The organism is Stenotrophomonas sp. GD03958, assembly GCF_029839005.1.
In the GTDB taxonomy this organism is placed as follows: Bacteria; Pseudomonadota; Gammaproteobacteria; order Xanthomonadales; family Xanthomonadaceae; genus Stenotrophomonas; species Stenotrophomonas hibiscicola.
This window is the reverse complement of record NZ_JAOBZT010000020.1, coordinates 1-25,232: the sequence shown is the minus strand read 5'-3', so window position 1 is coordinate 25,232 and position 25,232 is coordinate 1. Positions and strand designations below refer to the sequence as shown.

Here is a 25,232-nt window from a genome sequence, read left to right as displayed (position 1 = left end):
CCGCGTGCCGCTACAGTTCGCGCACCCAGATGTTGCGGTAGCTGACCCTGGAGTCATGCTCCTGCAGGTAGAGCGGCGCACATCCGTGCGGTGAGTAGGAGGGAGGACCGATGTACTCAGTCCTGCCCGCCACAGCCGTATCGTCCTGCACCAGAACACCGTTGTGCAGCACCGTGATGCGCGCCGGCGAGAGCAGCCCACCGCCCGGAGAGAAGCGCGGTCCCTTCCAGATGATGTCGTAGGCCTGCCACTGCCCCGGTGCGCGCGAGGCGTTCACCAACGGCATCGCCTGCTTGTAGATCGAACCCGCCTGGCCGTTGGCATACGTCGGGTTGTTGTAGCTGTCGAGCACCTGCAACTCATACAGTTCCTGCAGGAAGATGCCGCTGTTGCCCCGGTTCTGGCCGTCGAAGCCTTTCGTCTCGGTGGGGGTACGCCATTCGACATGCAGCTGGATATCGCAGAAGCGTTGCCTGGTGCGGATGCCCTTGCTGCCCGGAACGACGGTCATGGCGCCATCGGCAACCTTCCAGGGTACACGCCCTCCCTGCTCCGCCTCCCAGGCCGAAACATCCTTGCCATCGAACAGCACGATGGCGTCCGACGGCGCCTTGCCCGGTGGCGTGGCCACCACCGCAGGCACCGGCGTCCACACCTCGGTCTTCTTCGGGTCACGCGCAGCATCGGCACCGTCCTGTGCGAATGCCGTCGCAGCGGCAAGCAGGCCGGCGGTGCCCAGCAGAGCGCGGATCATCCGGGTGTCGCCCATCAGCTGGTCCCCCATGCAGGCGTACCGGGAACGTAGGCAAGGTCGCCGTCGTAGCGCCCTGGCACGGCGACGTATTGCAGCACCCCGGTCGCACCGACCTTGGAGGTGAAGAAGCCGAAGATGGCCAGCTGCTTGATCATCGTGAAGTAATGCGGCATCGCTTCGCCCTCTTCGGGCGTTCCGGTTTCGATCACGTCTGCATTGCGCGCCTTGGCTTCGGCATCCAGTGTACGCAGCAACCCGGTGCGCGCTTCCGGCGTGAGCGACACGAAGCGGCCACCGGCACGCTTGTCGATGTCGGCCAGGCCAGCGCGGAATATCGCCTGCTCACGGGCGGTGTAGCAGTCGCTGACGAACGTCGCCATGAACAGGCCGGCACCGGCATCCTTCGCGCCTGGCGTCCGGGTCCGCGGCAGGATGGTCTCGGCGATCTCGTCCAGCGTGCCGATATCGGCATCGGTGAACGCGGGCATCGCCCCCGCGGCCGGCGCCTGCCCTTGCACCAGCGCCGGCAGGCCAACCATGGCCGCACCGGTGGCGGCGACGATCATCTTCAGCAGTTCGCGGCGATCCATCAGAGGTTCCCCGCTTTCAGTTCGCGCACCGCATGGTCGGCGGCACGCGCGGTCAACGCCATGTACGTCAGCGAGGGATTCACGCAGGCGCTGGAAGTCATGCAGGCACCGTCGGTCACATAGACATTGGGCGCATCCCAGACCTGGTTGTGTGCATTCAACACCGAGCTCTTCCGATCACGTCCCATGCGCGCGGTCCCCATCTCATGGATGCCCTTGCCCGGGGCATAGTCGTTGTCGTGCATCTTCACGTCCTTGACCCCGGCCGCCTCCAGCATCTCGGCGGCATCGGCGGCCATGTCCTTGCGCATCGCCAGTTCGTTGGCACGCATGGACACATCCATCGCCAGCACCGGCAGCCCCCACTTGTCCTTGCGGTTGCGGTCCAGGCGGATCGCATTGTCGTGGTGCGGCAGCATTTCACCGAACCCGGTCATGCCGATGCGCCAGTCGCCCGGCACGGTCAGCGCCTCCTTCAGGTCGGCACCGATGTTCAGCTCGGCGATCTCGCGCGACCAGCCGGTGCGGCTGGCACCGCCCTGGTAACCGAACCCGCGCAGGTAGCCGCGCTTGTCGGCGGCCACGTTGCGGAACCGCGGAATGTAGAAACCGCAGGGACGACGACCGAAGTAGTACTTGTCTTCGTAGCCCTCGACCCGGCCCGAGGCGCCCGCACCGAAATGGTGGTCCATCACGTTGTGCCCGAGCTCACCCGACGAAGAGCCCAGCCCCCCGTCCCAGACGTCGGTCGCCGAATTCATCAGCAGCCAGGTCGAGTTGAAGGACGATGCATTGAGGAAGATGACCTTGGCCGTGTACTGGTAGGTCTGGCCTGTTTCGGCGTCGATGACCTCCACGCCGCGCGCACGCTTGCGGTCCTTGTCGTAGAGCACTTCCTTGACGATCGAGAACGGCCGCAAGGTCAGGTTGCCGGTCTTCATCGCCGCCGGCAGCGTCGCCGACTGGGTCGAGAAATAGGCACCGAAGGGACAGCCCAGGATGCACTTGTTGCGGTACTGGCAGTTCACGCGGCCCTGCTCGGGCATCGGCTGGGTGATGTTGGCAGTGCGCGAGTGGATCATGTGCCGTGTTCCGCCGAAGGCCTTCTTGATCCGCGCGGCCACATCCTTCTCGACGATGTTCAAGGGAATCGGCGGCAGGAATTCGCCGTCCGGCAACACGTCCAGTCCTTCGCGCGTGCCGGCAATGCCGGCGAACCTCTCTACATGGTCGTACCACGGCGCGATGTCGGCATAGCGGATTGGCCAATCGGTGGCGATGCCGTCCTTGAGGTTGGCCTCGAAATCCAGATCGGAGAAGCGATAGCTCTGCCGCCCCCACATCAAGGAACGACCACCGACGTGGTAGCCACGGAACCAGTCGAAGCGCTTGGTCTCGATGTAGGGCGAGTCCTGCTCGTTGGCCCACATCCCTTCCAGGTTCTCAGCCAGCCCGTAGTCGCGCATCAGCACCGGGAACGCGGCCTTCATTGCCTGCGTTGGCCGGTTGCGGTGCGGGAAATCCCACGCCTCCTTCATCGCGTTGACGTAGTCCTTGACGTGCTCGATGTTGCGCCCGCGTTCCAGCATCAGGACCTTCAGGCCCTTCTCGGTCAGCTCCTTCGCTGCCCAGCCGCCACTGATTCCCGAGCCAACAACAATGGCGTCGTAGTGATTATCTGCCATGGGTCTCTCACCTGGGTGGATATCGTTTCAGACGTCGCAGAGGCGGATCGCCTCGCGCAATGAGGCAACGGGATCGGGCGCGGCAGGCGTGAACTCCTGCGCCAGATACCCCTTGAAACCGGTGTCGCGGATCGCGCGGCAGATCGCTGCATAGTTCAGCTCCTGCTGGTCTCCGATCTCATGCCGGCCAGGCACGCCTGCGGTGTGGTAGTGCTTGAAGCAGGCGTGATGCTTGCCGATGGTGGCGATGATGTCGCCCTCCATGATCTGCATGTGGTAGATGTCGTACAGCAGGCCGAAGTTGTCCGAGCCGAGCCGTTGGCACAGTTCCACGCCCCAGGCCGAGTGGTCGCACAGGTAGTCGCGGTGATCGACCTTGGAGTTGAGCAGCTCCATCACCAGCACCACACCGCGCTTCTCGGCATGCCCGAGGATGCGCTTGAGGCCAGCCTCGGCATTGGCCATGCCGTCATGCGGGTCCATACCGTTGCGGTTGCCGGAGAAGCAGATGAGATTCCGGTAACCGGCATCGGCCACCAGATCGATGTGCCGCGTGTAGCGCTCTACCAGCTGGTCATGGAACTCACGGCCGGCAAAGCCCTTGGTAAGGCCCAGCTCCGCGCCGTTGCACATCGAGCTGTAGACGCCATGGGCCATCAGCGTGGGCCAGTCTTCGGGGCCGACCAGGTCGATCGCGGCAAAGCCGATGTCCTTCACCGTCGCGCAGAGCTGGGCAACTGACAGTTGCGGGAAGGTCCAGCGGGCCACGGCCTGCTTCAGGTTGCCCTTCAGCGGTGCAGTGGTGGCGAATGCAGGCAACGCTCCCGCAGTACCCAGAGCTACGCCTCCAGCAACCGCCATGCGCAGCGCATCGCGCCGCGTGAGCCCCCTCGAAGGAGCCGGTCTGATCGAATGGATGGACATCCACCTTCCGGCCTCCCAACCGGTATCAAACGCAACGATCCACAGCAATGCAATCGATTGCACCATAGGGGAGGAAATTGGATGCTTGCAAGTTGCGGTGCACGAAAATTCAATGCTGCGGGGCACAACTCCGTAGCAATCGCGGACAAAGAAAAGCCCCGCATGAGCGGGGCTTTCTTTTCTGCTGCAGGCGAGTGTTCTCTAGAACGGAATATCGTCGTCAGCGAAGTCGTCCATCGGCGGCGCCTGCTGCGGCTGCGGGCGCTGGTTGCCGCCCTGGTTGCCGTAACCGCCGCCCTGGTTGCCGCCCTGGTTGCCATAGCCACCGCCCTGGCCGCCGCGCTGGCCACCGCCGCCGCCGTACTCCTGGCGCGGCGCCTGCTGGCGCTGCGGACGATCGCCGCCGTAGTTGCCGCCACCGCCACCGCCTTCACCGCGGCCGCCCAGCATCTGCATTTCATCGGCGATGATGTCGGTGGAGTACTTCTCCACGCCGTCCTGGCCGGTGTACTTGTCGTAGCGCAGGCTGCCTTCGACGTAGACCGAGCTGCCCTTGCGCAGGTACTCGCCGGCGATCTCGCCGAGCTTGCCGAAGAACACCACGCGGTGCCATTCGGTGCGCTCCTGCTGGTTGCCATCCTTGTCCTTGCGGACGCTGGTGGTGGCCAGGCTGATGCGGGTGATCGCCATGCCGCTCTGGGTGTACTTCACGTCCGGGTCGTTGCCGAGATTGCCGACCAGGATGACTTTGTTGATGCCGCGCGCCATAGATGGATTCTTCCGTTGTCCGGGGCTGGACCAGTGATAGCACACCCGACGGGGTGCCGATACGCTGGACCTCCCGCGGTTGCGAATGGGGGGGATATCGGAACGAGGCATCTTACCATTCCCTTCGCCCCCGGCCCGTCGGGAATCCGGCCGATCCGGGTCGGAACCGACCTCAACGAAGCAGGGGGCGATCCAGCAGCAAGCCGGTGACCCGTGTGACCTCCCCCACCGCCACCACCCTGGGCCCTTCATGGCAGTGGAAGCGCACGCCGGGCCGGATACGCTCCCGGTACAGCCCCGCCCTGAGCACCTCATTGACCACGGTCAGGCCGGCCAACAGGGGCTCGCCCACCGGCAGCGGCAGCTCGGTCGCCCAGCTGTCGCCCTCGGCGTGACGGAAGTCGGGCCAGATCATGAACAGCTCTGGCGCCCCGGCGTCATCGGCGTAGGCAAAGTCCCAGCGGATACCGTTCCGGGCCGGGCTGCGACGCCCACCCTCCTCTGGCGCAAGGATGCGGATCCGCGCCTCGAAATCGTCGGGGACACCCGGGGACAGGCGAAAGGTCACCGCTTGGCTCCATCAGGCTATGGTGTTGACCGTCGCACGACCGCGACCGTGGCCACAAGCAGTGACGGCCAGGACGGCCGGCAGCCACCCCATGGCATCATGCCCGGGCACCCTTCCCCCTGTCCCCTCCCGCGTTCCCATGACGATCAAAGGCAAAGCCACCTCCCTCGACATCGCCCACCTGGCCGGGGTCTCCCAGCCAACCGTGTCGCGGGCCCTGCGCGGCAGCCCGATGGTCAACGCCGAGACCCGCGAGCGCATCCTGCGCATCGCCCGCGAGCTGAACTACAAGGTCGACAAGAACGCCTCCAGCCTGCGCCTGCGCAACGCCGGCACGCTGGCCCTGCTGTTCTTCGAAGACCCGACCAACGACGATTCGCTGATCAATCCGTTCTTCCATTCGATGCTGGGCTCGATCACCCGCGCCTGCGCGCTGCATGGGCAGGACCTGCTGGTCTCGTTCCAGCAACTGTCCACCGACTGGCAGGCCGATTACGAGGACAGCAACAAGGCCGACGGCATCATCCTGCTCGGCTACGGCGACTACCACGAATCGCGCGACCGCCTGCAGCGGCTGGTCGAACAGGGCACGCACTTCGTGCGCTGGGGCGCTGCCCTGCCCGGCCAGCCCGGCGTGTCGATCGGCAGCGACAACTTCCAGGGCGGGCATGACATCACCACCCACCTGCTGCAGCAGGGCTGCCGCCGCATCGCCTTCCTCGGCCATGCCTCCAGCCATTACCCCGAATTCCAGGAACGCTACCGCGGCCACGTCGCGGCCCTGGAGGACCACGGCCTGGCCGCCGAACCGGCACTGCAGCACGATGCGATCACCACCGAGGCGTCGGGCCAGGAAGCCTGCCAGGCGCTGCTGGCACGCGGTGAACCGATCGATGCGATCTGCGCCGCCAGCGACCTGATCGCCATCGGTGCGATGCGCGCCCTGCGCGAGGCCGGGCTACGGGTGCCGCAGGACGTGGCGGTGACCGGCTTCGACGACATCCCGCTGGCGGCCTCGGTGTCCCCGGCGCTGACCACGGTCCAGCAGGACACCAAGCAGGCCGGCCAGCTGCTGGTGGAGCGCCTGCTGGCGTTGATCGGCCGGCAGCCGGTGCAGAGCCAGAGCATCCCGGTGAAGCTGGTGGTGCGGGAATCGTCGCTGCGCCGGTAAGCGCCACCAGGCCTTCCGCCACGCCTCAACGTGCGACGGCGGAATTCTTCCCCCATGACCAACGGCGGATGCGCACGGCGGCGGATGCGCGGATAACGCGCAGACATCGCCCATGGAAAGGTGTACGTCGCATGCTGAAGATCGATTCGCTGTCCAAGACGTACGCCAACGGCGTGCATGCCCTCAACAACGTCAACCTGGACATCCCGCGGGGCATGTTCGGCCTGCTCGGCCCCAACGGCGCCGGCAAGTCGTCGCTGATGCGCACGCTGTCCACCCTGCAGGAAGCCGACAGCGGCACGGCGACGCTCAGCATTCCAGGCGAGGCGCCGATCGACGTGCTGCGCGACAAGGATGCGGTGCGCCGCCGGCTGGGTTACCTGCCGCAGGATTTCGGCGTGTACCCGAAAGTCAGCGCGCTGGACCTGCTGGAGCATTTCGCGGTGCTCAAGGGCCTGACGCAGCGCGCGCAGCGCCGCGAGGTGGTCGATGGGCTGCTGCAGCAGGTGAACCTGTGGGACGCGCGCAAGCGCAAGCTGGGCACCTACTCCGGCGGCATGCGCCAGCGCTTCGGCATTGCCCAGGCGCTGCTGGGTGACCCGCGGTTGGTGATCGTCGATGAACCCACCGCCGGCCTCGACCCGGAAGAGCGCAACCGCTTCCTCAACCTGTTGGCGGCGATCGGCGAGAACGTGGCGGTGATCCTCTCCACCCACATCGTCGAGGACGTGACCGATCTGTGCCCGACGATGGCGATCATGAACAAAGGCCAGGTGCTGCTGACCGGGCGCCCGGCCGATGCCATCGACGCCCTGCAGCAGCAGGTCTGGCGCAAGCAGGTTGATCCTTCGGAACTGGCCGACCATGAGGCACGCTACGTGGTGCTGTCCACCCGCCTGGTCGGTGGCCGCCCGGTGATCCACGTGCACAGCGCCAACGACCCTGGCGACGGCTTCGCGGCCGTGGCTCCCGACCTCGAGGACGTGTACTTCCAGCGCCTGCGCCTTCAGGCCCGTAGCCGCGTCGCAGCCTGAGCGGAGCACGCCATGATCCTCAACTTCTTCCGCTTCGAGCTGCGCGAGCAGCTGCGATCCCCGCTGCTGTGGCTGCTGGCCGGGCTGTTCGCCCTGCTTGCCTTTGCCGCCGCGTCCAGCGACGCCGTGCAGATCGGTGGCGGCACCGGCAACGTGCACAGCAACGCGCCCACCGTGATCGCACAGATGCTGGGCATCTTCACCCTGCTCGGCATGCTGGTCACCGCCCTGTTCGTCAGCAACGCGCTGTTGCGTGACTTCGAACTCGGCACTGCCGAACTGATCTTCGCCAGCCCGGTGAAGCGCCGCGATTACCTGGCCGGGCGCATCGCTGCCGCCCTGGCGGCCGGGCTGCTGATCTACATCCTGATCGCATTCGGCCTGTGGCTGGCGCCGTTCATGCCGTGGGTCGATCCCGAGCGCATGGGCCCGATCAGCTGGCAGGGCTATGCGTGGACGTTCGCAGTCATCGTCATTCCGAACCTGTTGTTCACCACCGCGCTGCTGTCGCTGCTGGCAGCGCTGACGCGCTCGATCCTCTGGGTCTACATCGGCCTGGTGGCCTACCTGGTCCTGTACGGCGCCAGCGCGGCCCTGCTGCGCGACATCGACAATACGTGGATCGCGGTGCTGAGCGAACCGCTGGGCATGCGCGCACTCGGCCGTACCATCCGCTACTGGTCTACCGCCGAACGCAACAGCGGGGTTCCCGAGCTGGCCGGCTACCTGCTGGCCAATCGCGCCCTGTGGTTGGGCGTGGCTGCCGCGCTGTTTGCCGCCACCTTCGCGCTGTTCCGCACCGAACGCAGCGGCAGTGGCCGTCGGCGCTGGGGCCGCAGGCAGGCGCAACCGGCTGCCGATGCCAGCGTGGTCCGTACCACCCGCGCGACACTGCCGCGCGTGATACCGGCGTTCACTGCCAGCACGGCGTGGCAGCAGTTCCTGCGCCAGGTCCGCTTCGATACACGCGGTGTCCTGCGCAGCGTGCCGTTCATCGTGCTGCTGGTACTGGGCCTGGCCAACTTCCTGCCCAGCGCGCTGTTCCGGCAGACCCTGTACGGCACCTCGATCTGGCCGGTCACCTCGCAGATGATCATGGGCCTGCAGGGGGCCTTCAGCTGGCTGCTGGTGATCATCGTGCTGTTCTTCGCCGGTGAGCTGGTCTGGAAGGAACGCAGTGCGCGCATCAATGAAGTGACCGATGCCATGCCGGTGCCGAACTGGGTGCCTCTGCTGGCCAAGTTCACCGCACTGCTGGCCGTGATCATCTGCTTCCAGGCCGCCGGCGCGCTGGCCGCGATGGGCGTGCAGCTGGCCAAGGGCTACACGCATCTGGAGCCGCTGCTGTACCTGCGCAGCCTCGCGCTGGATTCGGTGGTCTACATCCTGATGGGGGGCCTGGCGCTGGTGCTGCAGGTGCTCACCAACAACAAGTTCGTCGGATACGCATTGCTGATCGTGGTGATGATCGGCCAGGGCGTGCTCGGCCTGCTCGACTACACGCAGAACCTGTACAACTTCGGCAGCTGGCCCAACGCGCCCTATTCGGACATGAACGGCTACGGCCACTTCCTGACCGGGCAACTGGCGTTCCAGGGCTACTGGGCGTTGTTCCTGCTGACGCTGATGTGCTTGGCGTCGGCCTTCTGGGTACGGGGTGTCAGCCAGGGCCTGCGCCAGCGCCTGGCCCTGGCCGGCCGCCGCCTGCGCGGCCCGACCGGGGTCTTCGCCGGAGTCGCCGCATTGGCGTTCGTCGGCGTGGGGGGCTGGCTGTACTGGAGCACCAACATCCGCAACGAGTTCCTTTCTCCGGACCAGCAGCTGGATCTGCAGGCCCGCTACGAGCGCGAGCTGTCGAAGTACCGCAACCTGCCGCAGCCCCGCATCGTGGCGGTGGACAACCGCGTGGACCTGTCCCCCGAATCGCAGTCGATGGTGATCGATGCGAACTGGACGATCCGCAATCTCCACGCGCAGCCGATCCCGGAACTGCATGTCTCGATGGGCGATGACAAACAGCTGGTAGCCGCCGATCTTGGCGGACAGACGATGGCCTTCCATGCCAAGGACCTGGGGTATCGCATCTATCGGCTGGACAAGCCTCTGCAACCGGGCGAAAGCCGCCGTGTCCATTTCCGGGTGGTGCAGAAGCCCAATGGCATCACCGCCGGCCAGGCGCCGAGCAACATCGTGGACAACGGCACGTTCTTCAACAGCCGCGTGTTGCCGTCGTTCGGCTACAACGAGGGCGCGGAGATCACCGACCGCAACGAGCGGCGCAAGCGCGACCTGGGTGAGCCGCGGCGCATGCCCAAGCTGGAAGACGAAGCCGCGCGTGCCAACACGTACATAGCCAACGATGCCGACTGGCTCGACTTCCGCACCACGATCTGCACGGCACCGGACCAGGTGGCGCTGGCCCCGGGCTATCTGCAGCATGAGAGCACGGTCAATGGCCGGCGCTGCTTCAACTATGCCATGGATCGACCGATGCTGAACTTCTACGCCTATCTGTCGGCGCGCTGGGAGGTGCGCAAGGCAAAGTACAAGGACATACCGATCGAGGTCTACTTCGACCCGGCGCACGGCTACAACGTGGAGCGGATGATCGAAGCGGTGCAGAAATCGCTGGCCTACTACGAGGCGATCTTCACCCCGTACCAGCATCGCCAGGTGCGCATCATCGAGTTCCCGGCTTATGCCCGCTTCGCGCAGTCGTTCGCCAACACCATCCCCTACTCCGAAGCCATCGGTTTCATCGCCGACCTGCGTGACCCGGACAAGGTGGACTACGTGTTCTACGTGACCGCGCACGAAATCGCACACCAATGGTGGGCGCACCAGGTGATCGGTGCCAACGTGCAGGGCGCCACGGTGCTGTCCGAATCGTTGTCGCAGTATTCGGCACTGATGGTGATGGAGCAGGAGTACGGCCGCCAGCACATGCGTCAGTTCCTCAAGCGCGAACTGGACGGTTACCTGTCCGGCCGCGGCGGCGAGGCCATCGAGGAACAGCCGCTGGAGCGCGTGGAAAACCAGCAGTACATCCACTACCAGAAGGGTTCGCTGGTGTTCTACCGGCTGCGTGAAGAGATCGGCGAAGTGGCCCTGAACCGCGCGTTGAAGCGCTTCCTGCAGGACAAGGGCTACCAGCAGCCGCCGTACACCACCTCACGCGAACTGCTGAGCTACATCCGTGCCGAGACCCCGGCCGACCGCCAGCAGCTGGTCACTGACCTGTTCGAGAAGATCAGCTTCTACGACAACCGCGTGATGGCCGCCAGCGCCCGCAAGCGCGATGACGGTCGTTACGACGTGACCCTGGACCTGCATGCCAGCAAGCAGTATGCCGATGGCAAGGGCCAGGAAAGCGACGGGAAGATGGATGACTGGATCGAGATCGGCGTGTTCGCCAACGGGCCTTCAGGCAAGGAACGCGACCAGAGAGTGCTGTACCTGCAGCGCCACCACATCACCAGTGCGGAGCCCAAGATCACGATAACGGTGGACGAAAAGCCGGATGAAGCGGGCTTCGACCCGTACAACAAGCTGATCGACCGCGTGAGCGATGACAACCGGCGCAAGGTAACGATATGAGGTATGTGGTGGTGCCGGTAGCGTGGCCGGCATCATCGCTGGCGGAGCTGCTGCGGGCACATGGATTCTGTGGAGAGCTGCCGTGCCAGTCATGATCTACGGTTTCACTGGCCGATACACTGGCAAGGCCGAATTCGAGTGGAACGCGCCCAGCGTCGGTGCACACCACCAGGCAATGCTGTTCCTGCTGCAGGACGGTGAACACCATGCATTCGACCTCGCGTTGGCCGAGTGCTTCCGTTTCTGCTTCGATGAAATCCGGGATCTACGCTGCGGCCGCCTGCAGGTCGATGTACTCAACACCGATACCTACCGCGGCTTTGCTCCCTTCTACGAGGAAGCGCTGGAAGCCGGCTCTGCCCTGCTCTACTACCCCGCTCCACTGTAGTGCCGGGCCATGCTCGGCACGCTGCCGACGAAAGCCGCGAACGCTCAGCGCAGCGCAGCCCTGGGCCCCAGCAACGCCAGCAGCACATACACCACGATCGAGGCGACCGTACCTAGCGCTGCCGGTACCCCGAACGCCCGGCGCGAGCGCCCCTGCTGGCGCGCCCACTGGGCCAGATGCCAAGCCGCGCCCAGGTTGATCAGCCAGGCGATGACGAACACCGGCCACTGCACCATGCCCACCGCGCGCAGCACCGGAATGGACACCAGCGCGGCAACGATCGCCGCGATCAGGAAGATCAGCGCCGAGCGGGAATGGGAGGGTGCGGCCATGGTCACGTTATCAACCACCAGAAGCATGGAGCCCGCTTGCAGGATAACGCCGACGGTCCTTGGATGCAGCAGATGGTCCCATCGGGGCCAGATTGGATGCCCTACATCAAGATCCTCGGATCTCCGACGAACCGCACGGCGGATACCGATACGCGGCAATCGCCACGAAGCGCAAGGTGAATCAGTGGGAACGCCGTGGATCAGGAAGGTGTACCCGCAGCAGGTGCACCCGTTCGTCCAAGGAGTCACGTTGTGAAAATGATCTCTGCAGCTAGCTTGATTCTGGCAGGCTCCGCGCTTTCCACGTTCAAGGCGCACGCAGTCCAGGTAGTCACCTGTGGCAATTGCACTCAATCCTGGCAATACGAATCCGCTGGCGAAATGGCACATGGATTCCGTCGTGGCTGGGAGGTCTACCTCGTGGTCAACCCCCACACCGCCCAAGCGCTTTACGTCACCGTCAATTACATTCCTCCTGGCGAGGTTCCCAGAAGGCTCCACCCAGCTCCTTCCCTGGGCGAATTGGGAATCGCTGCTGACATCAACGTTCCAGGCTGGCGCCTACCGAGCCAACCGGTGCAGACCCGGGATGGGCAAGGCGACTTCGACAGCAGTTCACAAGATTTGGCAGAAGGCGAGCGACTTCAGCTTGAAGCGGTTGTCCGCATGTCGAAAGAATGGGTGTTCATAAAGCCTGCAAATGACAGCGGGTACTTCTCCAGCCTGCATGTCGCAAACCAATTCATTCCAGCAGTAGATGATGCGATCCGAATCGCGCACACGGCAAGCAATCCGGCCTGGCAACACGGGCAGATCAATGGAAACCTCCTTGGCTCACTTTTCCGATCACTCGAGCATTTCTTCGGGAGAGGCGTTGGCGGCTGCCTGCTGATGGACAACGGCGACACCGCTTGCTGGCAGATCAATCCAATGGCAAGAGGGGCGGCTCGACTGATCAAAGGTACGGCCAAGGATATTTTCGGCCAGGCATTACCTGAATCAGACACCATCAAGAATGGGGGACAGATTGATATTGATGTCGACAAGGGTGATTGGCCTCGCGAGATCCGCTACAACTTCAATGGCGGCTATTATCGATGCGGATCGGTAAGCGGAAGGCTGGATCGCTGCGAATGGATCCGCCCCCGCTAGGAGATACGTCATGAAGATATGGTTGCAACTGGGAACGCATTCCTTGGTCGCCGTCGCCTTCTCACTTCTTGGGGCATTTCACATCACCCTTGGTCTCCCCAGCCTGAAGCGCCAGTACAGTGATGATCTCGCGTTGTCCATCCACCTGCTGTTCGACGAGGATGGCCAAGAACGATCCCAGGCTGAACTGCAGTCCAGAGTTTCATCCCACATCGTCAACATGCTTTTGCTCTCTGCCCAGTCCCAGGGTAAATCGGATGCGGAGAATGCGCGTTTGGCAGCAATCAGCCAACGCGTTCTCGCCCAGGACCTCCTGCGATACGTCGAGCGCGACGATGTACGACACAACGCTGTCCTGGTGGCAGGCAACCTGGCTGCGGATTGAGCATCCGATGCCCGATGTCGCCAGCCACCAGCCTGCGCTCCCGCGCTCTTTCAAAGTGCACATCCGGTTCACTGACTGGACGGAGCACCAGGAAACTTCTCTTCCAGGGCACGTCTCTTACAGTGAACGCACCATCACCAGCACGCGATAGCTGCAGCTATCGGCTACCTGCAGCGGTGCCCAGCCCAGCCGCGCATACAGCCCACCGTCCAGGGCCTCAGTCTGCAGGTAGAGATCGGAAACCCCCATCCGCACCGCCTGCGTCGCTGCTTGCTCCACCAACGCGCCAGCCAGCCCACGCCCGCGATGGCTGTCGGCCACGAACACGCTGCCCAGCCAATGTTCGTACTGTGGGAACGCCTGCATTTCCCGCCGCTTGAGCTGGACTGCGCCAACCACCTGACCGTCATCGAATACGGCGATCAGGTGCGGGAAACCTTCGGCGTCCTGTGGCGGATTGAGCCGCTGCAGTTCCTCTTCCAGTGTCAGGCCGGCGTCCTGGCCCCATTCCGCGTGGTACCACTGGGCCAATTGCTGCCGTTCCGGTGCGTCGGCGGGTAATACCCTGAATTGCATGGCAATGCCTTGATCCCGATATTGCCCAAGAGGATCACGGACGGCGCTCGAAGGGAAGCCTTCTGTAGAGTCGCGCCGTGCTCGACTGATCCGGCATTGCGCGAACGGCAGCCGAGCATGGGCTCGGCTCTACATGACAATCAACCCTGGGCGAAGTCCTTGAGGATCTCGCCGACGCCGCTGGGCGAGATCTCGAAACCCAGCTGGGTGCCCGGGTTGATCACCACGCCGTAGCCACCTGGCACGCGGCGCAGCACGTCCAGCATCCGCCAGCGGATCTGGTGTTCGGCCTGCTGGCTGTAGATGCCCACCCGCGACGGATCGGTGAACACGGCCACGTGCAGGGTGCCCTGCTTGTCGAACAGCAGCGGGTCGAAGCCGCTGCCATCGGGGGTCACCAGGCTGCCGGTCAGCAGCACCACCTCGGAGGCGACGAAGGCCTCCATGAAGGCGCGGATCGGCACCGCCCCGTCCATCGCCGCCTTCAGCAGGGTTTCGATCGGGGTCTGCGGGGCGAGGTCGGTCATGGCGGTACGGCAGGGCGTGAGGGGGGGCCTATTGTAGGGTCGAGCCTGCTCGACTGCTCGAAGAGCGTGCCAACCGAGGTTGGCACCCACCAAAGCGGTAGCGCCGGGCCATGCCCGGCGGCGCCCTCACCGTCCCAGACGCTGGTCCCGAGCCTTCTGGTCGGTCATCGCCTTGTCCAGCTCGGCCTGCAGCGCCGGCTGCTGCACGGCGGCATCCAGCACATACACCTTCACGCCGTGTGCGGGCACTTCGGCTTTCAGGGAGGCATCCACCTGCAACGAACCGCCGTCCAGTGCATCGCGCCAGCGGCCGGACTGGACGTAACGCGCCACGGTGAGCGTCCTGGCCTGGTCGCCCTTGTTCAGCAGCACCAGCGCGGTCTGTGCCACCTCGCCATGCTGCAGCACGCGGAAGAACACCGCCTCATCGCCCTGCAGGCGTTCGTTCACCTGCAGGCCGCGCTGCAGGGCCGGGGTGGCCTCGCGCAGCTTGGCAATGCGCTGCAGCGGCGCGAAGATCGGGCTCTGCGGCGCGGCGTCCACGCGCGTTTGGCCAAAGTAGGCCCGGTTGCCGGCATGCTCGGCGCGGCCGCGCATGAAGCCGGTTTCCGAACCGTAATAGACCACCGGAATGCCGCGCGCGGTGAACAGCCAGTTGTGCGCATCGATGAAGCCGTTGTCGCTGGCCTGCAGGCGCGGCATGTCGTGGTTGTCGTAGAAGCTCATCAGCTCGTACGGATTGGCATACGGTCCGCCGCTCAGGTGCAGCGGCTCAGCCAGGGTCTCGAAGCCCTTGTTGGCGGTGCCGAAGGTCTGCTCCAGCGCGCCGCGCAACGGGAAATCGAGCACGCTCACGTTCGCGTTGGCGGGCCAGGTGTGCTCGGCGATGCGCGCGGCATCGTAGTCGAATGCTTCGCCGAACATGAACATGCCCGGATGCTCGGCGCGGATGCGCTTGACGAATTCATGCCACCACGGGTGCGGCAGCCAGCCGATGGTGTCGATGCGCAACGCGTCCACGCCCTGCGCGGTCCATTGCAGGTAGGCACCGACCAGGTAGTCCATCACCGCCGGATTGTCCTGGTTGAAGTCGGACAGCTCAGCCAGGTTGCCGTCGAAGATTGAGCCATCCTTGCTGTCGACCGGTCCAATGTTGTTGTAGAACGCGTGCAGCGGGTTGTGCTTCGGATCCAGTTTCTGCGGCGGCAGGTTCTGGTGGTCGGCGATCAGTTTTCCGTCCTTGTCGAAGATCTGGCCGAACTGCGGCTGTCGCGTCGGCATGGTCCAGGCCGGCGAACCGTGGTTGCCCACGATGTCCAGCACCACCTTCAAGCCAGCACCGTGCAGGCCCTTGGTCAACCCGGCGAAATCCAGGTCGTTGCTGGGCAGGTGCTCATCAAGTTTGTAGAAGTTGATGCCCCAGTACCCGTGGTAGCCGGTCTTGCCGCGGTCGGTCAGCGTGCTGGTACAGCTGATCGGCTTGCTGCCGGTAAAGGCCTCGTCCGGGTTGTCGACGATCGGCGTGATCCATACCGCGCCGAAACCGAGGTTGCGGATGTACTGCGCGTTGTCGAGCACACCGCGGAAATCACCACCGAGGTAGCCGATGTTGCCGTCCACCTTGTCCGGGCACGGCACCGGAATATCGAAGGTGCGATGCGTGCCGCCCTGGTCGCGATGGTCGTTGGACGGATCACCGTTGACGAAGCGGTCGGTGACCACGAAATACACCGCATCGCTGGCGAACGGCTCGGTGGTGCCGACGTAGTCCGGGCGCGGCGCGGCCGCGGCCTGGCCGGCGAACAGGGCAAGGGAAACAGCAACAGCCAACGCAGCACGCATCACACTACCTCCGGACGGGACGGAACCCGCAGCACGCACAGGCCGGCGACGAACAGGCTGCAGCCGCCCAGTACCAGCACATGCATCGGCTGGCCGCCCAGCCACGCGCGCAGCGCAAAGCCGAGCGCGCTGGCCGCGACCAGCTGCGGGATCACGATGAAGAAATTGAAGATGCCCATGTACACACCCATCTTCGACGCCGGCACGCTGTCGGACAGCAGTGCATACGGCAACGACAGGATCGAGGCCCAGGCAAAGCCCACACCCACCATCGACAGCAGCAGCCAGTGCGGGTCGCGGATGAACATCAGCGAGACCAGGCCGGCACCGCCCAGCCACAGGTTGACCAGGTGGCTCCAGCGCAGGCCGATCGCACGCACCATCGGCGGAATCAGCACCGCCGCCACCGCAGCGAAGCCGTTGTAGGCGCCAAACAGTACGCCCACCCAGTTGGCACCTTCGTTGTAGGCGGCCGACTGTGGAACGGTCGAACCGAAGTGGGTACCGGCCACCGCAGCGGTGGTGTAGATCCACATGGCGAACAGCGCGAACCACGAGAAGAACTGCACCCACGCCAGGCGGCGCATGGTGACCGGCATCGCGCGCAGGTCGCCGACGATGGCGGCCAGCATATGCGTGGCCGGCAGCGCGCGCGCGGCCGCCAGCAGCAGGCCGTAGCCGGCGCACAGGCCGGCCAGCACGTACAGCATCCGGTCGCCTTGCCGCCAGGCGATCAGCAGCGCCAACAACACACCCAGCCCAAGCCACAGGGTCACCCGCGTCCATGAAGCCGGGCCGTTGATCGCGGCCGCCGCGTGATGTTCCGGTGGCTCGGCATCATCGAACCCGGCCAGCTCCGCCGGTGAATATTCGCGGGTGCTGACCACCGTCCAGGTGATCGCCGCCAGCAGCACCACCGCGCCGAAATAGAACGCATAGCGCACAGTGTCGGGCACTTCCCCGGCGGACGCGGTGTTGGCAACGCCGAAGTGGGCCAGGATGAACGGCAGGAAGCTGGCGACGATGGCACCCACGCCGATGAAGAAGCTCTGCATGGCATAGCCGGCCGGACGCTGGCTTGGCGCCAGCTGGTCACCGACGAAGGCACGGAACGGCTCCATCGATACGTTGATCGAGGCATCCAGTACCCACAGCGTGCCGGCCGCGATCCACAGCGTCGGCGAGTTCGGCATCACCAGCAGCGCCAGCGTGGTCAACACCGCACCGATCATGAAGTACGGACGACGGCGCCCCCAGCGCGTCCAGGTGCGGTCGGACAGGTAGCCGATTACCGGCTGCACCAGCAGGCCGGTCAGCGGCGCGGCAATCCACAGCCCTGGCACCGCGTCGATATCCGCGCCCAGCGTCTCGAAAATGCGGCTGGCATTGGCGTTCTGCAGGGCGAATCCGAACTGGATGCCGAGGAAGCCGAAACACATGTTCCAGATCTGCCAGAACGACAGCTGCGGCTTGGCCGGGCGATTCATCGTGCGACCTCTGCGGCTGCAACGGGCGCCACCGTTAGTGCCTGCACCTGGGCCTGGTTCAGCACGCCCTCGCGCCCGCCTTTGCTACCGGTGTAGTGCGCGAAGTGCTGCAGCGCGCTCATGTTGAACCCGTCTTCAAGCGTGGCCGTGCAGCGGCCCCTGGGTACGGCGAACGTGGCCGAGGTCGAATCCTGAACGGCCACGCTGTGTGGCAAGGTGACCGTACGCCGCTGCAACGGCTGGCCCGGGCACTGCAGCACGAGCTGCTTCACCGCAGGGGTAACGCCGGTGTTGATCGGCCCATTCGGGTTGCTGTACTGCAGGCGCAGGCGCACCTGCCCGGCCCTGGCCGAGGTGAACTGCCAGCGCTCGGCACCCTTCAGTCGCTGCTGCGGACCGACGCAGACCATCGGGCTGTGCAGCGATTCCAATGCACCATCGCGTCGGGTCAGGCTCAGGCAATGCTGCAGGCCATCGTCACCGATGCGTGCCAGGCCATTGCTGGCGGTGAGCGCGCGACCGTCCTGCCACAGCACCTGGTCGGCAGCGACCTCGACGTTCCAGCCCCTGCCCTTGCGCCGCGCCTGCGGTGCGGCCGGCGTGGCCGGTGCGCGCGCATTGGCGTCGGCCGTCATCGCCACGCTGCGCGGTGCCGATGCGGCGGGGACCAGCTGCACGGTGGTGGTGGCACCACGCGTCGTCACCTTGCCCGCTACCAGCAATCCATCGCCCAGCTGCTTCGGCCGCTCCAGCACATAACGCTTGCCGTTGGCCTCCAGGGAGATGCGGCGTTGCTTGCCGAACAGTTCGGGCACCAGCACGGCCGGCAGCTTGGGCTGCACGCGGCCATCGTCCTGCACGCCGAATACGCCTTCAACCACCATCGACAGATAGCCGGCCACCGACCACAGCTGGCGTTCGGAGTTGACCACCGGGCCGCTCAGCACGCCCTCATCAACATGCACCGCCTGGCTGACCAGCTCGTAGTTTTCCATGTTGGAACCGGCCAGCGCGGCGCCCTGCATCAGCGAGCGGATCTCGGCGGCGATGCGCGGTGCATCGTCCAGCTGGCGCGCCGCGCGCAGCGAATAGGCACTGACGAACGGCCAGATCGCGCGGTTGTGGTAGATCGGCTGCTGCGCCTCCTGCGGCCACACCACCGGGCTGCCGGCCGGGCCCATCGGATACGCCGCCAGCGCACGCCGCGCGCGCTCGGGCGGCAGCACCTCGGCGAGGATGCCCAGCGACAGGCCAAGCAGATCGACCTTGGCGTACGGCACCGGGTGCGCGGCTTCGCCGATGTAGCTCATGTACTGGCCGATATCCTCGCGCCAGAAGCGCGCATCGATCTGCCGTGCCAACGCATCGGCCCACGCCTTGTAGTCGGCCACGCGGGCATCGCCGCGCTGGCCGGCCAGGCGTTCGGCCAGGCGCAGTGCCTGGTAGTGCAGCACGTTGGTGGACAGTGCGTAGGAATCGCCGATGAAGCGCACGTCCTCGCGGGTCCAGTCCGGATAGGTCTGCTCGCGCCAGTCCAGGAACGAGGTTTCGCCACGGTACAGGCCCATCTGCGCGTCGAACACCATCGTGCGGTCCTGCGCCAGCGTGCCCTGCAGCGCCTGCCAGACCTGGTCGGCAAACGCCGGATCATCCAGCAGGTGGCGCGCGGCCAGGAACCACACCACGCGATCGCTGCTGATCGGCCAGCTGCCGCCGGAACCGGTGTCCTGCGCCACGAACAGGCCGGGCCTGTGCCCGTCGCGCGCCGCCGACAGCTTGAACTGCAGCGACTGCCGGGTGCGTTGCGGGTCCAGCCGCGCCAGCGCCAGATCGGCGGCGAAGCTGACATCGCGGGTCCACACATAGGGCCAGCGCGCGCCGGTCTGGAAGCACTCGCACGGCACCGGTCGGCCTTCGTCGAACGCGGGATCGCGGATCGCGTCCACGCGGTCCTGGTCCATCTCCTGCTGGGCCAGCGCGAACAACGCGTCGAACATCACGCTGCCGGTCTGGCTGCGCATCGGTGCGGCTGCGATCTGCACTGCGCCCTTCGGCGCATGCAGCACGAAGCTACCCTTGGCAGCGGCTTCGGCGCGCGCATGGCGGCCGTCGAATTGCAGGTCGGCCGCCTGCGCGGTCGATCCCAGCGCTGCCCCCAGGGCAGCGGTCAGGCAAATGATCTTCAGCATCGAAGCGGCGGACCGGCTTGCGCCCGTCGGCCTCCCTCCCTCTCTGCACGCGTTGTAGGTCCGCACCGTCGTTGCCGGCGGGCGGGCGCGGCCCCTCCCTCAAGGTGCCTTGGCCCCATGGTAGACGCGGGGCTGTCGGCTGCGTCCAGCTGCATACGTATTCATGGCACCACGCGGTAGCGCGGCTGCTGCGCTGGCTTATGGTCCGGGTCTGCCAACGGCGCCTTGGGAGGGGAATTGCCGATGTCACACACGGTTGTACGCGCGCTGTTCGCGCACATGTTCGGCCTGGCCCTGTTGGGCGTGGCCACGCTGGCGCAGGCCGCGCCGCAGGTGGCCAGCGTCGAATCACCCGGCAAGGTGCTCAAGGTCAGCCTCGTGCTGGACGGCGGCACCGCCCGCTACCGCGTCGAGCGTTTCGGCGAACCCGTGGTGGAGGATTCGAAGCTCGGCTTTGCCCTGCGCGACGGTCGCCTGGACCGCGATTTCGCCCTGCTTGGCCAGCAGCGGCGCAGCGTCGATGACACCTGGGAGCAGCCGTGGGGCGAGCGCCGGCTCACCCGCAACCACTTCAACGAGCTGACCGTGCAGCTGGCTGAAACCACCGGCAGCAGGCGGCGGCTGGATGTGGTGTTCCGCGTCTACGATGATGGCCTTGGCTTCCGGTATGTGTTCCCTGAGCAACCGAACCTGCGCGAGGCGATCATCGATGACGAGCTGACCGAGTTCGCCATCGCGCCTGAATCCACCGCCTGGTGGATCCCCGCGGGTGAACCGATCCACTACGAATACCTCTACCAGCGCACGCCGCTGCGCGAGATGCCGCTGGCGCATACGCCGATGACCCTGCGCAGCCGCGATGGCCTGCACGTGGCGATCCACGAAGCGGCGCTGGTGGACTACGCCGGCATGTGGCTGCGCCGCACCGAGGGCCAGCGCCTGCGCGCGCAGCTCTCGCCCTCGGCCGAAGGCTGGAAGGTACGCCGCGCCCTGCCCTTCGCCACGCCGTGGCGCACGCTGCAGATCGCCGACCGTGCCGGTGGCCTGGTCGAATCGGACCTGATCCTCAACCTCAACGAACCCAACGCGCTGGGCGATGTGAGCTGGGTGAAGCCAGCCAAGTACCTGGGCGTGTGGTGGTCGATGCACCTGGACAACCAGAGCTGGGCGACCGGGCCGAAGCACGCGGCCACCACCGCAAAGACGAAGAAGTTGATCGACTTTGCCGCTGCGCACGGCTTCCGTGGCGTGCTGGTGGAGGGTTGGAACCCGGGCTGGGACGGCATGTGGGTGGGCAATGGTTATGACTTCGATTTCACCCGGGCCACGCCCGATTTCGACATTGAAGCGCTGTCGGCATATGGCCTGAAGAAGGGCGTACACCTGATCGGCCACCATGAAACCGGCTGCGCCATCGAGCACTACGAGGACCAGCTGGGCGCCGCGCTGGACCTGTATGCACGGCTGGGCGTAGACCAGTTCAAGACCGGCTACGTCTGTGACGACGGCCAGGTCGACCGCCGCAATTCGACGGGGGGCCCACTGTGGCGCGAGTGGCATGACGGGCAGTTCATGGCCCGCCACCATCTGAAGGTGGTGGAGGAAGCCGCGCGCCGACACCTGTCGGTGAACCCGCATGAGCCGATCAAGGACACCGGCCTGCGCCGCACCTATCCCAACTGGATCTCGCGCGAAGGCGCACGCGGCATGGAGTACAACGCTTGGGGCCAGCCGCCGAACCCGCCGGAGCATGAGGTCAATCTGGTGTTCACCCGCATGCTGGCCGGGCCGATGGATTACACCCCCGGCATCCTCAGCCTGAAGGGCCGCCACGGCCAGGCCATTCCCAGCACGCTGGCCCGCCAGCTTGCCCTGTACGTGGTGCTGTACAGCCCGATCCAGATGGCCGCGGACCTGCCCGAACACTACCTGCAGCATCGCGAGGCGTTCCGTTTCATCGAGGACGTGGCGGTGGACTGGGAGCAGAGCCGCGTGCTCGATGGCGAAGTCGGCGACTACGTGACGATCGTGCGCCGCGACCGCAACAGCCGCGACTGGTTCCTCGGCAGCATCACGGATGAACACGGACGCGTGCTGCCGGTATCGCTGGGCTTCCTGGAACCTGGCGTGCGCTACCGCGCCGAGATCTACCGCGATGGCGAGGGCGCGGATTTCCGCAGCAATCCATTCGCGTTCGCACGCGAAACCCGCGAGGTGACCAGTGCCGATGCACTGACGCTGGTGCTGGCACCGGGCGGTGGGCAGGCCATTCGCTTCACGCCATCGGATTGATGAACGCCCCCGCGTGACGCTCGCCGGGCATGGCCCGGCGCTACCGTGGCGGGAGTCTGAAAGCGATTACATCCCTGCAAACGCCATTGAATACGTATGCAGGGTGATTCCCGCGAAGAATGCGCTGCCTACCATAGCGGCGACGACAGCGGCCACCGCGTCGCACGTTCACGGCCCCGCCGGAACGCTCACAAATCGATCTGCAACATTGCCTGGGAGGGGAAAATGTTGAACCACAAGCGCAGCGCGCTGAGCATCGCGCTGGCCGTTGTCCTGGCGCCGACACTGGCGTCGGCACAGTCCACGCAGAACACCACCACGCCGGCCGGCACCGCCGCCACCAACCTCGATACGGTGCAGGTCACCGGCATCCGCCGCGGCATCGAGAGCGCGATCGCGGTCAAGCAGGACGCCACCTCGGTGGTCGAAGCGATCTCCGCCGAAGACATCGGCAAGCTGCCCGACGTCAGCATCGCCGAGTCCATCTCGCGCCTGCCCGGCCTGGCCGCGCAGCGCGTGGCGGGCCGTGCGCAAGTGATCAGCGTGCGCGGCCTGTCGCCGGATTTCGCCACCACCCTGCTCAATGGCCGCGAAGTGGTCAGCACCGGCGACAACCGCGGCGTCGAGTTCGACCAGTACCCGTCCGAACTGGTCAACGGCGTGACCGTGTACAAGACCCCGGATGCGGCGCTGGTCGGCCAGGGCCTGTCGGGCACCATCGACATGCAGACCGCGCGCCCGCTCAGCTTCGGCGAGCGCGTGATCGCGGTCAGTGGCCGCTACCAGAAGAGCTCGCTGGGCCGCGCCGCCAACGTCGATCCATACGGCAACCGCTTCAGCGCCAGCTACATCGACCAGTTCCTGGACAAGACCCTGGGCATCGCCATCGGCTATGCGCACAGCGACATGCCGATCCAGGAGAACCAGGTCGGCCTGTACGAGCCGTGGACCACCGAGCACACCGACAAGGGCGACCGCCCGGGCGTGGGTGCAGGCACCTATTTCTCCGATGGCATCAAGGCGCTGCGCCGCACCGGCAACAACAAGCGCGACGGCGTGATGGCCACTATCCAGTTCCGGCCGAACAACAGCTGGACCAGCACCTTCGATGCATTCCACACCGAAGCCGAGCAGATCGACACCGCCAACCAGTTCGAGCTGAACCTCAGCAACTACAACGGCAACTACACCCCGGGCCTGCTGGTCAGCAACCCGCAGGTCAACGCCAATGGTTCGTTCACCGGCGGCACCGCCAGCGGCGTGTACCCGCTGGTGCGCGGCATGTACAACAAGCGCAAGGACAAGATCGATGCGTTCGGCTGGAACAACGAGTTCAACTTCAGCGGCGTCAAGCTGGTCGCCGACCTGAACTACTCCAAGGCCACGCGCGATGAGCTGAACCTGGAAAACAACCTGCAGCTGACCCCGATGCCACAGCTGGATACGGTCGGCGTGTCGATCCGCCAGAACGGCTTCTCGCAGATCAGCCCGGGCCTGAACTACTCCAATCCCGATGCGCTGTTCCTGACCAACACCATCTACGGCTCCGGCTACGGCAAGGTGCCGCAGGTGGAAGACCGCCTGAAGGGTGGCAAGCTGGCCGCCACCATCGCGCTGCCCGATGCCATCGCGTCGTGGGCGCCGGACATCGACATCGGCGTGAACTACGCCGACCGCCGCAAGGTGAAGACCCAGTCCGAAGGCAACATCCTGCTGGGTGCGCAGGGCGATGCCAACATCGCCTCGGACCTGCAGTATCGCCCGGTCAACCTCGGCTTCGCCGGCCTCGGCACCATCCCGGCCTGGAACGTCCCGGCCGCGGTCGGCCGCTACATGACCTTCAACCCGGTCGACAACCTGGACTACCTGATTCCCAAGTCGTGGACGGTGCAGGAGAAGATCACCACCGCCTGGGCGCGCCTGAACATCAACGCCGACATCGGCGACGTCGGCGTGCGCGGCAACATCGGCGTGCAGATGCAGCACACCGACCAGAGTTCGGATTCGCGCTACTGGGACAGCTCGCAGTCGGCCGGCAACAACGTGCAGCCGTACTCGAACGGCCGCACCTACAACGATTGGCTGCCGAGCCTGAACCTGGCCTTCCTGTTCCCGCACCAGCAGACGCTGCGCTTCGCCGTCGCCAAGCAGGTCGCACGCCCACGTGTGGACCAGATGCGCGCCGGCCTGGAGTTCGGCGTGGACACCGGCACCGGCCGCCCCGGCGGCAGCGGCGGCAATCCGCTGCTGGATCCGTGGCGCGCCACCGCGCTGGACCTGTCCTATGAGAAGTACTTCGGCGAGAAGGCCTATGTGGCGGCCGCGATCTTCTACAAGGACCTGAAGAGCTACGTCTATACCCAGTCGGTGGACAACTACGACTTCACCGCGCTGCTGGGCAGCTACGTGCCGCCGCCGGGCATGACCGCGCCGGTGCTGACCACCGGCACCTTCTCCGCGCCGCAGAACGGCAAGGGCGGCACGCTGAAGGGCCTGGAGCTGACCGCATCGTTCCCGCTGGAGATGCTGACCGACAGCCTGCGTGGCTTCGGCGTGCAGGCCAGCGCGACCTTCAACAAGAGCGACATCACCATCCTGGATCCGGAGAGCGCCTCCAGCGTGGGCAGTGACCCGATCAGCCTGCCGGGCCTGTCCAAGCGCGTGTACAACTTCACCGCCTACTACGAGCGCAGCGGTTTTGAAGCACGCGTCAGCCAGCGCCGCCGGTCGGACTTCATCGGCGAGATCGGCAACTTCAACGGCAACCGCAGCCTGCGCTACGTGGTTGGCGAGAACGTGACCGATGCGCAGGTCAGCTACACCTTCAGCGACAGCAGCGCCCTGCGTGGCCTGACCGTGCTTCTGCAGGGCAGCAACCTGACCAACGAGCCGTACCGCACCTACGCCGGCAGCAAGGACCGCCCGCTGGAGTACATCGAGTGGGGCCGCACCTACATGCTGGGCGTGAACT

General features: G+C 65.5%; 20 protein-coding genes. 8 read left to right on the top strand and 12 right to left on the bottom strand.

Translation table 11 applies throughout. The annotated features are described in order from the left end of the window. Positions 1 to 10: 10 nt before the first annotated feature. The 6 genes from N5C25_RS08440 to N5C25_RS08415 form a co-directional block, all read right to left on the bottom strand. On the bottom strand, positions 11 to 784 hold the full coding sequence (locus tag N5C25_RS08440; RefSeq protein WP_111101842.1) for a DUF1080 domain-containing protein: 774 nt from the start codon (positions 782 to 784) through the stop codon (positions 11 to 13). Further along, complete coding sequence (locus tag N5C25_RS08435; protein ID WP_279936780.1) at positions 769 to 1,344, bottom strand: gluconate 2-dehydrogenase subunit 3 family protein; 576 nt, start codon at positions 1,342 to 1,344, stop codon at positions 769 to 771. Before N5C25_RS08435 ends, N5C25_RS08440 begins: the two co-directional genes overlap by 16 nt. After that, on the bottom strand, positions 1,344 to 3,029 hold the full coding sequence (locus tag N5C25_RS08430) for a GMC family oxidoreductase (protein WP_021203062.1): 1,686 nt from the start codon (positions 3,027 to 3,029) through the stop codon (positions 1,344 to 1,346). The genes N5C25_RS08435 and N5C25_RS08430 overlap by 1 nt, the downstream gene beginning before the upstream one ends. A gap of 27 nt (positions 3,030 to 3,056) precedes the next feature. After that, positions 3,057 to 3,953, bottom strand: coding sequence for a TIM barrel protein (locus N5C25_RS08425; RefSeq protein ID WP_279936779.1), 897 nt, complete (start codon positions 3,951 to 3,953; stop codon positions 3,057 to 3,059). 201 nt (positions 3,954 to 4,154) lie between these two features. Continuing rightward, entirely contained in the window at positions 4,155 to 4,721 is a 567-nt protein-coding gene (locus tag N5C25_RS08420) for a single-stranded DNA-binding protein (RefSeq protein WP_251102646.1), read from the bottom strand. A gap of 172 nt (positions 4,722 to 4,893) precedes the next feature. Next, on the bottom strand, positions 4,894 to 5,289 hold the full coding sequence (locus N5C25_RS08415; protein ID WP_279936778.1) for a hypothetical protein: 396 nt from the start codon (positions 5,287 to 5,289) through the stop codon (positions 4,894 to 4,896). A gap of 139 nt (positions 5,290 to 5,428) precedes the next feature. On the opposite strand from N5C25_RS08415, the gene N5C25_RS08410 reads away from it, so the two are divergent. From N5C25_RS08410 to N5C25_RS08395, 4 genes are all read left to right on the top strand, one after another. Further along, a complete protein-coding gene (locus tag N5C25_RS08410; protein WP_279936777.1) occupies positions 5,429 to 6,460 on the top strand; it encodes a LacI family DNA-binding transcriptional regulator in 1,032 nt (343 codons plus the stop codon). A 131-nt stretch (positions 6,461 to 6,591) separates the two neighbouring features. Next, positions 6,592 to 7,494, top strand: a complete 903-nt coding sequence (locus tag N5C25_RS08405; protein WP_019659375.1) for an ABC transporter ATP-binding protein — start codon at positions 6,592 to 6,594, stop codon at positions 7,492 to 7,494. Positions 7,495 to 7,506: 12 nt separating this feature from the next. Next, a complete protein-coding gene (locus tag N5C25_RS08400) occupies positions 7,507 to 11,091 on the top strand; it encodes an ABC transporter permease subunit (protein ID WP_279936776.1) in 3,585 nt (1,194 codons plus the stop codon). Between the two features lie 82 nt (positions 11,092 to 11,173). Then, the gene (locus N5C25_RS08395) at positions 11,174 to 11,479 is read left to right on the top strand and encodes a hypothetical protein (RefSeq protein ID WP_279936775.1); all 306 of its coding nucleotides are present in this window, start codon (positions 11,174 to 11,176) and stop codon (positions 11,477 to 11,479) included. Between the two features lie 44 nt (positions 11,480 to 11,523). Here the strand turns inward: N5C25_RS08395 and N5C25_RS08390 are convergent, their stop codons facing one another. Continuing rightward, complete coding sequence (locus N5C25_RS08390) at positions 11,524 to 11,811, bottom strand: hypothetical protein (RefSeq protein ID WP_279936774.1); 288 nt, start codon at positions 11,809 to 11,811, stop codon at positions 11,524 to 11,526. Between the two features lie 252 nt (positions 11,812 to 12,063). On the opposite strand from N5C25_RS08390, the gene N5C25_RS08385 reads away from it, so the two are divergent. Both N5C25_RS08385 and N5C25_RS08380 read left to right on the top strand, forming a co-directional pair. After that, a complete protein-coding gene (locus N5C25_RS08385; protein WP_279936773.1) occupies positions 12,064 to 12,963 on the top strand; it encodes a hypothetical protein in 900 nt (299 codons plus the stop codon). Positions 12,964 to 12,973: 10 nt separating this feature from the next. Beyond that, the gene (locus N5C25_RS08380) at positions 12,974 to 13,348 is read left to right on the top strand and encodes a hypothetical protein (RefSeq protein WP_279936772.1); all 375 of its coding nucleotides are present in this window, start codon (positions 12,974 to 12,976) and stop codon (positions 13,346 to 13,348) included. Positions 13,349 to 13,465: 117 nt separating this feature from the next. Here N5C25_RS08380 and N5C25_RS08375 read toward each other — a convergent pair whose 3' ends face one another. The 5 genes from N5C25_RS08375 to N5C25_RS08355 all read right to left on the bottom strand — a co-directional run bounded on the left by N5C25_RS08375 (position 13,466) and on the right by N5C25_RS08355 (position 19,969). Then, entirely contained in the window at positions 13,466 to 13,924 is a 459-nt protein-coding gene (locus tag N5C25_RS08375; RefSeq protein ID WP_058980774.1) for a GNAT family N-acetyltransferase, read from the bottom strand. Between the two features lie 140 nt (positions 13,925 to 14,064). Continuing rightward, a complete protein-coding gene (locus N5C25_RS08370) occupies positions 14,065 to 14,451 on the bottom strand; it encodes an SseB family protein (RefSeq protein WP_058980773.1) in 387 nt (128 codons plus the stop codon). Between the two features lie 126 nt (positions 14,452 to 14,577). Continuing rightward, positions 14,578 to 16,293, bottom strand: coding sequence for an alpha-amylase family glycosyl hydrolase (locus N5C25_RS08365; RefSeq protein WP_251102640.1), 1,716 nt, complete (start codon positions 16,291 to 16,293; stop codon positions 14,578 to 14,580). Beyond that, a complete protein-coding gene (locus N5C25_RS08360) occupies positions 16,293 to 17,780 on the bottom strand; it encodes an MFS transporter (RefSeq protein WP_279936770.1) in 1,488 nt (495 codons plus the stop codon). The genes N5C25_RS08365 and N5C25_RS08360 overlap by 1 nt, the downstream gene beginning before the upstream one ends. Continuing rightward, on the bottom strand, positions 17,777 to 19,969 hold the full coding sequence (locus N5C25_RS08355; RefSeq protein WP_279936769.1) for a Six-hairpin glycosidase-like protein: 2,193 nt from the start codon (positions 19,967 to 19,969) through the stop codon (positions 17,777 to 17,779). Before N5C25_RS08355 ends, N5C25_RS08360 begins: the two co-directional genes overlap by 4 nt. Before the next feature lie 237 nt (positions 19,970 to 20,206). Between N5C25_RS08355 and N5C25_RS08350 the strand changes: the two genes are divergently transcribed. Together N5C25_RS08350 and N5C25_RS08345 are read left to right on the top strand one after the other, a co-directional pair. After that, on the top strand, positions 20,207 to 22,261 hold the full coding sequence (locus N5C25_RS08350; protein WP_262214133.1) for a glycoside hydrolase family 97 protein: 2,055 nt from the start codon (positions 20,207 to 20,209) through the stop codon (positions 22,259 to 22,261). Positions 22,262 to 22,486: 225 nt separating this feature from the next. After that, on the top strand, positions 22,487 to 25,232 hold a 2,746-nt coding region (locus tag N5C25_RS08345), incomplete at its 3' end, for a TonB-dependent receptor (protein WP_279936768.1).

Bases quoted from the DNA above. Each gene is read 5' to 3' on its own strand.
- N5C25_RS08440 (WP_111101842.1), bottom strand. From the start codon at position 784: ATGGGGGACCAGCTGATGGGCGACACCCGGATGATCCGCGCTCTGCTG.
- N5C25_RS08435 (WP_279936780.1), bottom strand. From the start codon at position 1,344: ATGGATCGCCGCGAACTGCTGAAGATGATCGTCGCCGCCACCGGTGCG.
- N5C25_RS08430 (WP_021203062.1), bottom strand. From the start codon at position 3,029: ATGGCAGATAATCACTACGACGCCATTGTTGTTGGCTCGGGAATCAGT.
- N5C25_RS08425 (WP_279936779.1), bottom strand. From the start codon at position 3,953: ATGTCCATCCATTCGATCAGACCGGCTCCTTCGAGGGGGCTCACGCGG.
- N5C25_RS08420 (WP_251102646.1), bottom strand. From the start codon at position 4,721: ATGGCGCGCGGCATCAACAAAGTCATCCTGGTCGGCAATCTCGGCAAC.
- N5C25_RS08410 (WP_279936777.1), top strand. From the start codon at position 5,429: ATGACGATCAAAGGCAAAGCCACCTCCCTCGACATCGCCCACCTGGCC.
- N5C25_RS08405 (WP_019659375.1), top strand. From the start codon at position 6,592: ATGCTGAAGATCGATTCGCTGTCCAAGACGTACGCCAACGGCGTGCAT.
- N5C25_RS08400 (WP_279936776.1), top strand. From the start codon at position 7,507: ATGATCCTCAACTTCTTCCGCTTCGAGCTGCGCGAGCAGCTGCGATCC.
- N5C25_RS08390 (WP_279936774.1), bottom strand. From the start codon at position 11,811: ATGGCCGCACCCTCCCATTCCCGCTCGGCGCTGATCTTCCTGATCGCG.
- N5C25_RS08380 (WP_279936772.1), top strand. From the start codon at position 12,974: ATGAAGATATGGTTGCAACTGGGAACGCATTCCTTGGTCGCCGTCGCC.
- N5C25_RS08375 (WP_058980774.1), bottom strand. From the start codon at position 13,924: ATGCAATTCAGGGTATTACCCGCCGACGCACCGGAACGGCAGCAATTG.
- N5C25_RS08370 (WP_058980773.1), bottom strand. From the start codon at position 14,451: ATGACCGACCTCGCCCCGCAGACCCCGATCGAAACCCTGCTGAAGGCG.
- N5C25_RS08365 (WP_251102640.1), bottom strand. From the start codon at position 16,293: ATGCGTGCTGCGTTGGCTGTTGCTGTTTCCCTTGCCCTGTTCGCCGGC.
- N5C25_RS08360 (WP_279936770.1), bottom strand. From the start codon at position 17,780: ATGAATCGCCCGGCCAAGCCGCAGCTGTCGTTCTGGCAGATCTGGAAC.
- N5C25_RS08355 (WP_279936769.1), bottom strand. From the start codon at position 19,969: ATGCTGAAGATCATTTGCCTGACCGCTGCCCTGGGGGCAGCGCTGGGA.